Consider the following 14,421-nt stretch of genomic DNA (forward strand, 5'->3'; position numbering starts at 1 on the left):
TGAGATATGAAAGAAATAGATTGGTCTAATCTGTCATTCGGATACATGAAGACAGATTACAATGTGAGAATTAATTTCCGGGAAGGTGAGTGGGGAAAACTCGAAATCAGTAGTAGTGAACTGATCAATATGCATATGGCAGCTACCTGTCTGCATTATGGTCAGGAGGCATTCGAAGGATTGAAAGCATTCCGTGGTAAAGATGGTAAAGTTCGTATTTTCCGTTTGGAAGAGAATGCCGCTCGCTTGCAGTCTACCTGTCGTGGTATTATGATGGCAGAATTGCCCACAGAACGTTTCAAAGAAGCTGTACTCGCAGTAGTGAAGATGAATGAGCGTTTTATTCCGCCTTACGAAAGCGGTGCTTCTCTTTATATTCGTCCGTTACTGATCGGAACAGGTGCACAAGTGGGGGTTCGTCCGTCCAGTGAATATATGTTCCTAATCTTTGTTACTCCGGTAGGTCCATACTTTAAAGGTGGTTTTGCTGCTACTCCTTACGTGATTACTCGTAAGTACGATCGCGCGGCTCCTCTCGGAACAGGTATCTATAAGGTAGGTGGTAACTATGCAGCTAGTTTGCGTGCCAGCCAAGAGGCTCATGCAGCGGGTTATTCTGCAGAATTCTACCTGGATGCTAAAGAAAAGAAATACATTGATGAATGTGGTGCAGCCAACTTCTTCGGTATCAAGGATAATACTTATATAACTCCTTTATCTACTTCCATCCTGCCTTCTATCACAAATAAGAGCTTGATGCAGTTGGCTGAAGATATGGGCATGAAGGTTGAACGCCGTCCGATTGCAGAAGAAGAACTTTCTACTTTCGAGGAAGCTGGTGCTTGTGGTACTGCTGCGGTAATAAGCCCGATTGAACGTATTGACGATCCGGAGAATAATCATTCTTATGTTATTGCCAAAGACGGCAAACCGGGACCTGTATGCATGAAGTTATACAATAAGTTGCGTGGTATCCAATATGGTGACGAACCTGATACGCATGGCTGGGTAACCATTGTAGAATAACGCATGAGTAAAGGTAAGTTAGCGAAGTTTGCCGATATGGCAAGTTATCCGCATGTGTTCGAATACCCCTATTCGGCAGTAGATGACGTGCCTTTTGAGATGAGAGGAAAATGGAATGAGTCGTTCTTTAAGAATGACCATCCCATTGTTTTGGAATTGGGTTGCGGACGCGGTGAATATACAGTAGGACTGGGACGGCTATTTCCAGATAAGAACTTTATCGGAGTAGACATCAAAGGTGCCCGTATGTGGTCTGGTGCTACGGAGTCGATGCAGGCTGGCATGAAGAATGTCGCTTTCCTGCGTACGAACATCGAAATCATCGATCGTTTCTTTTCAGAAAATGAAGTGAGTGAAATCTGGTTGACCTTCTCTGATCCACAGATGAAGAAGGCCACAAAGCGTTTAACTTCCACTTATTTCATGGAGCGCTACCGTAGATTCCTGAAACCGGATGGTATCATTCATCTCAAGACAGATAGTAACTTTATGTTCACTTATACCCGTTATATGATTGAGGAGAATAGCCTTCCAGTGGATGTGATGACAGAAGATCTGTATCACTCCGGCATGGCTGATGAAATCCTTAGCATTAAAACTTATTACGAACAACAATGGTTGGATCGTGGGTTGAACATCAAGTATATCAAGTTTCATCTGCCGAAAGAAGGTGAACTGCATGAACCCGATGTAGAAATAGAGTTAGATGAATATCGCAGTTATAACCGCAGTAAGCGGAGCGGACTGCAAACTTCAAAATAATACATAGTGATGAAGTGTTAGGGTGATAAAGTGCTGAACTGATAGTCACTTTATCACCTTACCGCTTTATCACTCTATCACAACTTTAGATTATGACACTTTATCCTAAACTGATTTTAGATGCACTGGCAACAGTGCGGTATCCCGGCACCGGAAAGAACCTTGTAGAAGCGGAAATGGTTGCTGATAATCTGCGTATTGAAGGCATGAAAGTCAGTTTCTCATTGATATTTGAGAAGCCGACCGATCCTTTTATGAAGTCTGTAATAAAAGCTGCTGAAACAGCTATTCATACCTATGTATCCAATGAGGTAGAGGTTGTTATTGCTACGGAGAGTAAGCAGGCGGCACGTCCTGAACCGGGTAAGTTATTGCCTCAGGTAAAGAATATTATCGGAATTTCTTCTGGTAAAGGTGGGGTAGGTAAATCAACGGTATCTGCCAATCTTGCAGTAGCTTTGGCAAAGTTGGGCTATAAAGTAGGTTTGCTGGATGCTGATATTTTCGGTCCGTCTATGCCGAAGATGTTTCAGGTAGAAGATGCACGTCCTTACGCAGAAAATGTAGAAGGACGTGACCTGATTGTACCGGTTGAGAAATATGGTATAAAGCTACTTTCCATAGGTTTTTTTGTTGATCCTGACCAGGCAACTCTGTGGCGTGGTGGTATGGCGAGCAATGCTTTGAAGCAACTGATAGGTGATGCGAATTGGGGCGACCTTGATTATTTCCTTATCGACCTGCCTCCCGGTACAAGCGATATTCACTTGACAGTGGTTCAGACGCTCGCCTTGACGGGGGCTATCGTAGTCAGTACTCCGCAAGCCGTTGCATTGGCCGATGCTCGTAAAGGTATCAATATGTTTGTCAATGAAAAGGTAAATGTTCCTATTCTCGGTCTGGTAGAGAATATGGCTTGGTTTACGCCTGCCGAACTACCGGAAAATAAATATTATATTTTCGGTAAGGAAGGCGCTAAGAAGCTGGCAGAGGAAATGAATGTACCTTTATTGGGGCAAATTCCTATTGTACAAAGCATCTGCGAAAGTGGCGACAAAGGTACACCGGTAGCGCTTGATGAGAATACTGTGACAGGACGTGCTTTCCTGCAATTAGCGGCAAGTGTGGTTCGCCAGGTAGATAAGCGGAATGTGGAAATGGCACCGACGGAAGTGGTGAAGATGCAGAAATAAGAAGTATCCCTTATATTTATAAAAGAAACAGTAGACTGAGTATGGATAGCTCAATCTACTGTTTTTTTATTGGGACATGTTTCTATAATAATTCCGTTATGGCATCCATAATTTCTTTGTCTGTTCTTTCATTGCCATATCCCCTGATAACTTTTCTGATAATGTGGTGTTCGTCCAGTATGAAGAAGAAGGGGGCTGCATTCCCTGTTTGATAGTCTTTGATTACCTGGTCGTTTGCATTCAGAATGGTGTAATTGAGTTTTTTATTATTTGCATAAACTTGAATGGAGTGTTCCTTCCGGCTCCAGCCTTCTATTGCTATAAGGTCGAAATCTTCATTACTGAATTTGCCTTTCAATTCTTTCAGGAAGGGAACGGCAGCCTGACAGGCACCACAACCTATTCCGGTAAAGTTGATTAGCAACACTTTGCTTTTTTGGTTGGCAAGTGATACTGGATTGCCATTGGAGTCGTTTAAAGTCCATTCCGGTGCCTGCTTGCCTGTAAGTTCGGGTGCTGAGGCGGCTTTTTTATTACCGTATCTGTATGGCTCAACAGTATACCCCTTTGGGTAATAATCAGATACATTGAAATCATTAATGGACAACTTGTTGAATTCTACGGATGTAATAGCCGTAACTGATATATCATGTGACATTTCTCTCCGTGCTTTATAAGGTAGATTGTCCGATTTACGTATCCATAGCTCATAGATTGAAGTCGGTTCTACATAAAACGGTGGCTTCTGCATGTGATAGGCTTTTCCGAAAAATTCCACTTGTGTGTCTTCTTCAATAACCAATCTGAAAAAGTAATCGTTACCTTTATCTTGCAAGTCAACGGTTATATTGTCCTTTGTTTGCAGAGCGTATTTGATTATGTTTTTAGTGAAGTTGTAAAAAGGTGGTCCTACTAATCTGAAAGGGAGTGGCCGGGCGGTGAAGTCGTCTTCTACAATTGCCTTGTCATCGTCGTACACTAATACTCTTTTGTGCCCATCATAGCAAAAGACCATTTTGCCCATATCTTTCGTTTCGAAAGAAACATAACTTGCTCCAATGGTACTATCATTCGGATTATTGTATTCATTGGTATAATCAGAATGAATGAATACCGGAACTGTATCACCAGGTTGCCAGGATTCATTAAAACTTGTGTAGCTTGCCGACTCTACCTTTTCAAGGTTATTGAGTACTTTCTGTAAGTATACCTTTGGGTCTTCCAGTGCATTGACTGTGTTGATTATAAATAAGAAGGATAATAGAACAAGTAGCTTTTTCATGGTGCAAGAATTTTATGATTATCTGCATCCTCCCCTTGATACCGGAATAAATGATCAGGGGGAGGACTTGCGGATAATCTATTGTGTAAGAGAGAATTTAAACTGAATAGAGGTTACTTTATTGTAATCTGAAAACGATAGGGAATGTGTATTTCACGTCTACTGCTTTTCCTCTTTGCATACCCGGTTTCCATTTAGGCATGTTCGTAGTAATACGGATTGCTTCTGCATCCAAAGATGGATTTACGCCCTCGATGATTTTAGGACGTGTGACATTACCATTTTTATCGACTATCATTTGTATGACTACCCGTCCTTGTATCTTTTCCTTTTGTGCCTCTACCGGATATTTGATATTTTTGGATAAATATTGCATTAATCCATTCGTGCCACCGGGGAATGAAGGCATTTCTTCCACTACTTCAAATACTACGTCTTCATTGACAGGCGATTCTTCCTTAGGGGCATAACCCACGACTACCATTTCATCGACTTTTTCTATAGGCTTGTAGTCTTCTTTTGGGACTGCGTCGTCATTTAAGCGGAACATAACAGGAACAGTATATTTCACCCGGACAGGTTTTCCTTTTTGCATACCGGGTTTCCATTTAGGCATTGCACTGATAACGCGCACTGCTTCACCGTCCAATTCAGGGTCTACTTCACGGAGAATTCCTATGTTGGAGATGCTTCCATCCGTATTTACAATAAATTGTACGGTGACGCGTCCTTGTGTACCATTCTTCTGTGCATTTACCGGATATCTGATGTTTTTCGATAAGAATTCCATCATTGCTCCCATTCCGCCATTCGGAAATTCCGGCATTGTTTCCACTACCTCAAATACAGGATTGTCCGGGTCATCGGCAGGCGGATTTTGCCATTCCCTATCCATGACAATCTTCATGTTGGAGTTGTTTTCTTTGTTGACAGTGGCGGGTACCCCCATCATTTTTCCATCTTTTTTCCAAATTACTATCATTTTAGCATTCTCAAATGCTTTGAAAGAAAAATTACCGTTCTTTCCTGTGACATACGATTGACCTTGTGGTAATTTGTAGTCGCCATCAACGAAAAACTCAGCGCCTTCCACCGCTTTTCCGTCTTTATCCACTACTACCCCTTTGTAAGTCACAAGCTTGTCTTTATCCTGTTGCGGTGCCGGTGTTTCCAGCGGTGCCGTTTCAGTAGCAACTTCCATATCCGGCGCCGTTGTATCTGACGTCAGATTATCTTCCACAGCCTCTATGACATCTCTGGCAACTTCCTTCGTGGTGCGTGCCACGGCTTCGATGTTGCTGATAATCATAAGTAAGGCTGCCAAGGGGAGGAACATAAGATACTTAGTTCTCCCTATTTCTCGGGTTCTCTTTTTGTTCATCATTTTGATGCGTTTTTTTAGAGGTAATACATTAAAACTGTTATAGATAGTTGCTGCAGCCTTATGGTGTGATAATCCTAACAGGTGATACTGATAGGCTTTGGAATCATGCCCGGTTTCCAGTACACGGTTGTCCGCCAGATATTCCAGATTGGTGCGGATTTCCCGTTTCATGAGCCAGGCAAAAGGATTGAACCAGCAAAATGTACATACAATCTCACTGACAAGTACGTCAATGGAATGCCATTGGTTGGCATGAGTCTGTTCGTGGGTTAATATTTCGCTTAGTTCATCTTCTGTATGTGAAGTCGGATGAATAAAAATCCAGTGAAAGAAGGAAAAAGGTCCGCTTGCTTGCTTAAGCAAGTGTACGTTGGTATTTCCAATCTTCGTTTTCCGGCTACGGAAAGCTAGCCGAATAATGCCTGCCAGTTGTATAAGAAAACGGGCAGCTAATAGGGCTACTCCTCCCCAATAAACAAAACCAGCCGTTTGGAGCAGGATTGCTTTCCAGTCGAAGGTTGTCTTTTCCGGCGTCAGGGTAAACTCCGGCAAAACGATGTCAGCGTATAAATCTGCCATGGCAACCATAGGTTCCTGTGCCGTAATCCAAGTTTGTATATTTAGTAATGGATAGACGGCAGATACGGCAAAGAAACAGAGCAAAGCAACCCTGCGCCACGTGAAGAACGTGTCTTTATAGAAGAATAGCCGGTAAAACGCATAAAATAGCGCAATGGCTACGTTGATTTTTAGAAAATAGGCCAACATCTTTTGAAGTATGATTTATAGTTTATGATTTATGTGTTTCTTGAATCATGAAATATTTCCCTTATTCCGGATGTTATATATCATAAATCAAGAATCATAAATCTTCACTCTTTTCCTCTCTCAATCATATTGATGATATCTTTCAGGTCATTGGTCGAAATCTTTTGCTCTTTGGCAAAGAAAGAAACCATTTCCTTATACGAGTTTTCAAAGTAATTACGCACAAAGCCACTCATGAACGTACGTTTGTATTCGCTTTCACGGATAGCGGGTGTATATTGGTACGTATTTCCTACGCGTGCGGCTGTAACATACTGCTTGCGTTCCAGGTTCTTGACGATGGAAGCTACCGTAGTGTAGGGAGGTGCCGGTTGGGAATATTTGGCAACAATGTCTTTTACGAAGCAACTGCCCAGTTCCCAGATGTAGATCATTGCTTCTTCTTCTTGTATTGTTAATTTTTCCATGGAATAAAAGTTTTTGAATGAATTCAATACAAAGCTACGAAAGTTTCGTAATAAAGCAATGAACAGTGAGTTAATTATTCTAAATACTGCTTTTTGAATCATGTGGATTGTATTATTGGGCAGTTGGAGCTAAAGTATATTGTGGGTATTTCTTTGCTGTGATATGTTTTTATGGCTTTTGTATGGAAAAAGAGGAGAATATTTGCATTTACTTTGAAGAGATTGGTTATCTTTGAGCATCAAACAAATTTGGATTTGAAATAGACTGTAGTATCGTACAGATTGATTCACTTTAAATTAAATAGAACATGAAGATTTTGAAATCATTGTTGTTGGGTATGTGTGTCGCATTATGTGCATGCACATCTCAAACTTCTACTGTGCAAACCAATGACAAGGGCACTCAGTGGGAATGGAAGAATGGAACTATTATTGTGAAAACTCCCGAGCGTCCGGCTGGGCAGCAGAGTGTGATTGGGCTGACTGCCCCGAAGATGGAAGTCGTTAGAGTAGGATTCGTAGGACTGGGTATGCGTGGCCCCGGTGCTGTAGAGCGTTTTACCCATATTCCCGGTACGCAGATCGTGGCTCTTTGTGATTATGAACAATCACGTGCTGAGGGCTGCCAGAAGTATTTGCAGAAAGCATCTTTGCCTAAGGCAGCTGTTTATTCCGGAGAGAAAGGATACGAAGAACTTTGTAAACGCGATGACATAGACCTGGTTTATATTGCTACCGATTGGTTGCATCACTTCCCTGTAGCAATGTGCGCTATGGAGAACGGCAAACATGTAGCTATAGAAGTTCCTTCGGCTATGAATCTTCAGGAGTGTTGGGACTTGATCAACATGAGTGAAAAGACTCGCAAACATTGTATGATACTGGAAAACTGTTGTTATGACTGGTTTGAAATGAATACGCTGAACATGGCACAGCAGGGAGTATTTGGTGAAGTGATTCGCGGACAAGGTGCTTACATCCATGAATTGAGCCCGTTCTGGGATCATTATTGGAAGAACGGTGAGAATGATAAACTGGGATGGCGTTTGGATTACAACAAGAAACATCGTGGTGATGTGTATGCTACTCACGGTCTTGGTCCTGTGGCGCAAGCATTTGATATTCATCGTGGCGACCGTATGGTGACGTTGGTAGCTATGGATACCAAGTCGGTTGTTGGTAAGGATCTGGTAGAAAAAAGAACCGGAGAGGAATGTGATGATTTCCGTAACGGTGACCATACAACTACACTGATTCGTACGGCAAACGGAAAAGTTATCGAGATTCAACATAATGTGATGACACCGCAACCTTATAACCGTTTGTATCAGCTTACCGGAACCAAGGGCTTTGCCAATAAGTATCCGATTCAGGGGTATGCTCTTGATGCTAAGCAGTTGAGCGCTTCGGGAGTAGAACCGCAAGTTGACAATCTGAATACCCATAGCTTTTTGCCTAAAGAGGAAATGGAGGCGCTTGTAGAAAAGTTCCAGCATCCAATATTAAAGAAGTATGGTGAAATGGCTAAGGAAGTAGGAGGCCATGGAGGCATGGATTTCATTATGGATAGCCGTTTGGTATATTGCTTGCAGAACGGTTTACCTTTGGATCTGGATGTATACGACTTAGCAGAATGGTGCTGTCTGGCAGAACTGGGTGAGCTTTCTATGGATAACAATTGTGCTGCTGTGGAATTTCCTGATTTTACCCGCGGCGAATGGAATGTTATAAAAGGCTATAAGTTTGCTTATGCAAGTCTTGAAGAAGAAAAAGAGACTATGGATAAAGCTAAAGCCTTTACAAGCAAATTGAAAGAAAAAGGAGCCGAAGGCTGGAAGCAGGAATCGGGTGAGAAATAAAACGAATGGCACTGTTCATCATTGAATGTAAATGATGGGCAGTGCCATTTTTTTTTAACAGGCTTCGTACCGTCCGGTACTTCTTTTTTATTGATCAGCTACTTTCAGGAGCTCTTCTTTCATTGTTTTAACACCGGGGAAACCTACTTGTCTGTATTTTATATTTCCTTCGCGGTCAATAATGAGGTAGGTAGGAACACCTGAAACATTGAAACTCTTGCCTAAGAAATTCCATTGGGCGGCTGTCACACGGTAATGTTCACCATGAATATCAGGAATCATATTTTCCCATGTCTTCAACGGAGATGTCTCACCGGTGATATACAAATACACAATATCCTTATCTTTTAATTCTTCCTTCATTGGAATCATTTCTTTGTTAGCCATGCGGCATGGACCGCACCAGGTAGCCCAGAAATCAACCAGCAATACTTTTCCACTGAACTTACTGATAATGGAAGCAAAGAGGTCTTCATCGCTGACTTCACCGGCTTCATTTACTGTGAATCCCGTCTTTTTCTTATTGGCTTCAATCTTTGCCAGGAGTTCATCGTTGGCTACAGTCAGCATTTCACGATAAGCGGAAGGGAAAGTGTTGATTGTGCTAATTTGCTCTTCAGTCAGCGGAGTGAAATTCTTGATGCTTTGATAAAGAGGGATAACCCGGACGATGTCAAAGAAGATACCGTTGTCTGTTCCCCAAGTTTTGGCAAGGTCATCACTTTTCTGATAACAACCGATTACGATGTTTGAGTAATTGCTGGACAGGGTGGCTTGCAGATCGTTTAGTATTGCAAAGTTAGCATTTGGAATATAGTCAGCCGGTATTTTCTGTGCCCGTTCCATATAGTATTTTTGAGCTTCTTCGCGTGTTATCTGATTGGCCTGTATGGCAGCTGATGTCAGTGTATTTGCAGCTAAACGCAATAACCCAATTGTGGACAACTTGTTGTTGATGGTGAGTACTTGACGTGTTGCCAGACTGCATGGGAGTTTATCTATTTCCGTTTGCACTTCAGCCGACAACTCCAGCACTTTTGATTTGTAAGTGTCTATATCCATACCGGCAAATGCCTTCATATCCTTATATACCTTATCTTGTACATTGGTGTCTGGCATATCCTGGTTCAATTCTTGTGCAACAGTTGCTAAGGGGCCGTTAATGTATAGAATCTCTCCGTAAGGCTTCTCCTCGCTATGGAATTTGGATCGGCGGCGGGAGATTTCACGCAAATTGATATATGCTTCAGTCGTTTTTCCCGGTTCCATAAATAGTTGGAGGGGTGAGCTGCCGGACATATATATAGAAACGGGTGTAGTACTTGCCAAGGATATTTCTTTGCTGAAACTACCATCCGGTTGGATTTCTACCAGTGCTTCCGATATATCGCCTTTGGCACTTTCCCATGATACCAGAGTCATGGTCTTGGACATGCCGGGACGGAAATCCAGTAACTTACCTTTCAAGGTAGCTTTCCCATATTCTATGACAGGGTTTGGCAAGGCAGTTTCTTTGTCTGCTTTATGGATAACAGCCTCTTTCGGCAGTACCAACTTTGGCAGATTATTGCCTTTCAACTGGATTCCCCAAATACTGAATCCATTTTCAACGTCGGCACCTTCTGTGAAGTCAATGGATGTAACGGATGCGGGGAGGGGAGGAAATACCAGTTGAAACTCAGCTTCACCGGATTCCGGCATCCAGAACTCTGCATCCGGTGTGATGCCTATGCCCGAACGTAGTTGGTAAGTTTTTCCGTTATTATCTTGCAAGTAACTTCCCGAAGCAATCTTTATCCAGTTTTTAGGCCGGTATTTGGCAAAAATGTGCAGGACTGTAGCCGTGTCACTGATTTCGACCTGGCTGACTTCAATAGAAGTGGTGTTACTTACGACGAACGGAGGTTGTTCAATCACTTTGTTTTTAGCTTGAATGGTGCAGCACATGCATAGTAGCAGACTGCTGAGGAGAAAATTGAGCTTTTTCATACTATATAGTTTTTACCAAAGTTACGAATCTTTCGTAACCGTAGAACATCTTGCTTGTTAATTGATGTAAAACGAATGAAAAATGTAGTTTTTCAGTGTAACTTTGGGTCATCTTAATATCTATTAAATCATGAGAACCAAAGCTTTAATTTTTGGATTGCTGCTGGCAGCTTCTACTCATGCCCAGCTTCTTTATCACGATGCTTCCGCTTTCCCCCTGTTAGGCAAAGCTACGGATGCTACTCTTACCCGTTACGAACGCCTTCCGGCTTCTCTGGAATCTGTTTCCCGTAAACCGCTCTGGGATTTAGGACGTAACAGTGCCGGACTTGCTTTGCGCTTCCGTTCCAACTCTACATGCATTGGGGCAAAGTGGGAAGTGAGGGATAACAGAAGTATGAACCACATGACCCCTACCGGAATCAAAGGATTGGATCTGTATTGTCTGCAAGATGGTAAGTGGGTCTTTGCCGGTAGCGGGCGACCTCAAGGAAAGGTAAATGAGGCTACTATCGTGAAGAATATGGATCCTGAAGAACGGGAATATCTTTTATATCTTTCTTTGTATGACGGGGTCACCTCATTGGCAATCGGTGTGGATAGTCTTTCGACGCTTGACCAGCCTACTGTTGATTTGCCGGTACGTGAGAAGCCCGTTGTTTTTTATGGAACCAGTATTTTGCAGGGTGGTTGTGCTTCCCGTCCCGGAATGGCCCATACGAATATTCTGGAACGTTGGCTCAATCGTGAATGTATCAATTTAGGTTTTAGCGGTAATGCTTTGCTCGATCTGGAGATTGCGGAACTTATAGCTACGGTCGATGCTTCCATGTTTGTGCTTGATTTCCTTCCCAATGCCACAGTGGAACAGATGAAAGAACGGGCGGAGAAATTTTACTCTATCGTCCGTAGCAAACATCCCGAGACTCCCATCCTTTTTGTAGAAGATCCTATTTTCACTCATTCCCGTTTTGATAAAAGGGTTGCAAGAGAAGTGAAAGCTAAAAATGAAACGATTGCGGCTATTTTCCAGTCAATGAAGAAAAAGGGTGAAAAGAACATCTATCTTCTTTCTTCAAAGGATATCATCGGGCACGATGGTGAGGCTACTGTTGATGGTATTCATTTTACAGATCTGGGCTTTATGCGCTATGCGGAAGTATTATATCCGTTAATTAAAAAACATATTCGGTAACTTTTTCTATTTTATTATTCTATGAAACATGGCAGGTCTTGGCTATCGGCTTTATTGATTTCTTTTTCTATTTTGTCATTTGCTCAAAAAGAGCCGGTGGATTATGTCAATACGATTATTGGTGCTTCAACTTCGGCAGAGGCCGGAAAGTCGGGGCATGGGTTGGGAAAAACCTTTCCGGGAAGTTGTACTCCTTTCGGACTTGTACAGTTGAGTCCGGATACTAAAACAGGTGGTGATAACGGCCCCGGATATTCGTGGCATCATTCTACTATCGAAGGATTCAGCTTTACGCATTTAAGCGGTATTGGCTGGTATGGTGATTTCGGAAACTTTCTGGTAATGCCTACCACCGGACCATTACGGACATTCAAGGGAACCGAAAATAAACCGGAGGAAGGTTACCGTTCCAGATATTCCCATGATACGGAGATTACACAGGCCGGATACTATTCGGTATACTTGCAAGATTATCAGGTGAAGGTGGAACTGACATCCGCTCCTCGTTCAGGGATTCTGCGTTTCACATATCCAGAGTCGGAAAAGTCACGTATCCAGATTGATCTGGCCCGTAGAATTGGTGGCACATCTGATGAACAGTATGTGGAAAAAGTAGATGAATATACGATTCGGGGATGGATGAAATGTACGCCTGCTTGTGGAGGTTGGGGAAACGGCTCGGGTAAATCTGATTATACCGTTTACTTCTATTGCTGTTTTGATCGCCCATTGACGGAATACGGTGTTTGGAGTGCTTCTATTCCTGAGGGTGTTAGCAGAAAGAATGATGCCAATGATAATCCGGCCTATTTCAACTATATTAAGGATGCCCGGATAATACCTGCTATCGGGAAAGCACAGGGAAAGCACTTGGGCTTTTATACAGAGTTTCCTACCCGGAAAGACGAACAGGTGCAACTGAAGTGTGGTATATCGTTTGTCAGCATGGAAGGTGCCCAGCGCAATCTGGAACAGGATATTCCGGACTGGAATTTTGAGCGGGTAAAAGAAAATACACGTAATCTGTGGAATCAGGCACTCTCTTCGGTAAAGGTTGAGGGAAGTGAAAGGGATAAGACTATCTTTTATACCTCTTTGTATCATACAATGATCGATCCACGTTGCTTCTCCGATTGTGACGGCCGATATGTCGGTGCGGATAAGAAGATCTACCAGACGGAGAATTTTACTTATCGTACTGTATTTAGCGGTTGGGATGTATTCCGTAGTCAGTTCCCATTGCAAACATTGATTAATCCCCGATTGGTGAATGATGAGATAAACTCTTTGATCCAGATTGCCCAATTAAGTGGGAAGGAGTATTTCCCGCGTTGGGAAGTAGTGAATGCATATTCCGGCTGTATGTTGGGAAATCCCGCTATCTCGGTGCTGGCGGATGCCTATGAGAAGGGGATCCGGGAGTATGATGTACAGAAAGCCGTTGAGTATGCTGAGAATACACAGAAGCAGTTTGGTAATGGAGAACTGGGATATACTCCCGGCAGTCTTTCCCATACATTGGAGTATGCTTATACGGATTGGTGCTTAGGACAACTCATGGGTTCCTTGGGCAAAAAGAAAGAAGCAGCTGAATATGAAAAACGTGCCAAAGCTTACCGGAATGTGTGGTGTGACAGCGTGCAGTGGTTTCGTGCCCGCGTGAAGGGTGGAGGCTGGTTGCCTTGGCGAGGTCGCACGGCACAGGATCAGGGTACCACGGAAAGTAATCCTTTCCAGCAAGGCTGGTTTGTCCCTCATGACATTGACGGAAAGAAAGCTCTGATGGGAGGACAAAAGAAGTTTGATGCGGAACTGGAAGAGTTCTTTGCCAATGTTCCGGAAGATTTTTTATGGAATGATTATTATAATCATCCTAATGAACCGAACCATCATGTACCATTCCTTTTCAACTACTCTTCTTGCCCGTGGCTGACACAGAAGTGGACGAGAAAGATTTGTGATAAAGCTTATGGTGACGATGTTCTGGGATTGTGCGGAAACGAAGATGTAGGGCAGATGTCGGCGTGGTATGTATTGGCGGCTATGGGCATTCATCCGGTTTGTCCGGGAAATCCCCGTTATGAGATTACCAGCCCTGTCTTCGAAAGCGTAGAGATAAACCTGGATACACATTTTTACTCCGGTAAGAATTTCAAAATCATAGCGCATAATAACTCGCCTCAGAACATTTATATTCAGTCGGTATCATTGAACGGTAAGAAATTGAACCGTTTGTGGATAACGCATAATGAGATTGTGAAGGGTGGGGTACTGGAATTCGATATGGGACCCGAACCAACTGCGATGGATGAGTTAGTGTTTTGATTACCAATGCGTTGCATTTACCGATTGTTTGCCGCAGGATGTAAAAGCATTTACTGCCGTATGTAACGACCTTTACCCCTTATTGTAACGGCTTTTACCTCGGCATGTAACGGCCTTTACCTCGGTATGTAAACAGAGTTACCGTGTGGGGTAAACAGAGTTACCATGAAA

Annotated in this window: 10 protein-coding genes; 6 read left to right on the forward strand and 4 right to left on the reverse strand. The window is 42.9% G+C overall.

Features of this window, described 5'->3' with window-relative positions; genetic code table 11:
* Nucleotides 1-6: 6 nt before the first annotated feature.
* From BACINT_RS00375 to BACINT_RS00385, 3 genes are all read left to right on the forward strand, one after another.
* A complete protein-coding gene (locus tag BACINT_RS00375; RefSeq protein ID WP_007659653.1) occupies nucleotides 7-1,026 on the forward strand; it encodes a branched-chain amino acid aminotransferase in 1,020 nt (339 codons plus the stop codon).
* A gap of 3 nt (nucleotides 1,027-1,029) precedes the next feature.
* Complete coding sequence (gene trmB, locus BACINT_RS00380) at nucleotides 1,030-1,788, forward strand: tRNA (guanosine(46)-N7)-methyltransferase TrmB (RefSeq protein WP_007659654.1); 759 nt, start codon at nucleotides 1,030-1,032, stop codon at nucleotides 1,786-1,788.
* Nucleotides 1,789-1,880: 92 nt separating this feature from the next.
* A complete protein-coding gene (locus tag BACINT_RS00385; protein WP_007659656.1) occupies nucleotides 1,881-2,981 on the forward strand; it encodes an Mrp/NBP35 family ATP-binding protein in 1,101 nt (366 codons plus the stop codon).
* 82 nt (nucleotides 2,982-3,063) lie between these two features.
* Here the strand turns inward: BACINT_RS00385 and BACINT_RS00390 are convergent, their stop codons facing one another.
* The 3 genes from BACINT_RS00390 to BACINT_RS00400 all read right to left on the reverse strand — a co-directional run bounded on the left by BACINT_RS00390 (nucleotide 3,064) and on the right by BACINT_RS00400 (nucleotide 6,882).
* Nucleotides 3,064-4,263 carry a peroxiredoxin family protein gene (locus tag BACINT_RS00390; RefSeq protein ID WP_007659658.1) on the reverse strand — a complete coding sequence of 400 codons (1,200 nt, stop codon included), beginning with the start codon at nucleotides 4,261-4,263 and terminating at the stop codon, nucleotides 3,064-3,066.
* Nucleotides 4,264-4,381: 118 nt separating this feature from the next.
* Nucleotides 4,382-6,415, reverse strand: a complete 2,034-nt coding sequence (locus BACINT_RS00395; RefSeq protein ID WP_007659661.1) for a M56 family metallopeptidase — start codon at nucleotides 6,413-6,415, stop codon at nucleotides 4,382-4,384.
* Between the two features lie 104 nt (nucleotides 6,416-6,519).
* The gene (locus tag BACINT_RS00400) at nucleotides 6,520-6,882 is read right to left on the reverse strand and encodes a BlaI/MecI/CopY family transcriptional regulator (protein WP_044154518.1); all 363 of its coding nucleotides are present in this window, start codon (nucleotides 6,880-6,882) and stop codon (nucleotides 6,520-6,522) included.
* A gap of 308 nt (nucleotides 6,883-7,190) precedes the next feature.
* Here BACINT_RS00400 and BACINT_RS00405 point away from each other — a divergent pair, with 308 nt between their 5' ends.
* Nucleotides 7,191-8,741 (forward strand): Gfo/Idh/MocA family protein, encoded by a 1,551-nt coding sequence (locus BACINT_RS00405; protein ID WP_007659664.1) that lies wholly within the window; start codon nucleotides 7,191-7,193, stop codon nucleotides 8,739-8,741.
* An 87-nt stretch (nucleotides 8,742-8,828) separates the two neighbouring features.
* Here BACINT_RS00405 and BACINT_RS00410 read toward each other — a convergent pair whose 3' ends face one another.
* Nucleotides 8,829-10,730: a TlpA family protein disulfide reductase gene (locus BACINT_RS00410; protein WP_007659665.1), complete on the reverse strand. Its 1,902-nt coding sequence runs from the start codon at nucleotides 10,728-10,730 to the stop codon at nucleotides 8,829-8,831.
* A 130-nt stretch (nucleotides 10,731-10,860) separates the two neighbouring features.
* Between BACINT_RS00410 and BACINT_RS00415 the strand changes: the two genes are divergently transcribed.
* Complete coding sequence (locus BACINT_RS00415) at nucleotides 10,861-11,925, forward strand: SGNH/GDSL hydrolase family protein (protein WP_007659666.1); 1,065 nt, start codon at nucleotides 10,861-10,863, stop codon at nucleotides 11,923-11,925.
* A 21-nt stretch (nucleotides 11,926-11,946) separates the two neighbouring features.
* Nucleotides 11,947-14,250: a GH92 family glycosyl hydrolase gene (locus tag BACINT_RS00420; protein ID WP_007659667.1), complete on the forward strand. Its 2,304-nt coding sequence runs from the start codon at nucleotides 11,947-11,949 to the stop codon at nucleotides 14,248-14,250.
* Nucleotides 14,251-14,421 lie beyond the last annotated feature (171 nt).

Source organism: Bacteroides intestinalis DSM 17393 (genome assembly GCF_000172175.1).
Taxonomy (GTDB): Bacteria; Bacteroidota; Bacteroidia; order Bacteroidales; family Bacteroidaceae; genus Bacteroides; species Bacteroides intestinalis.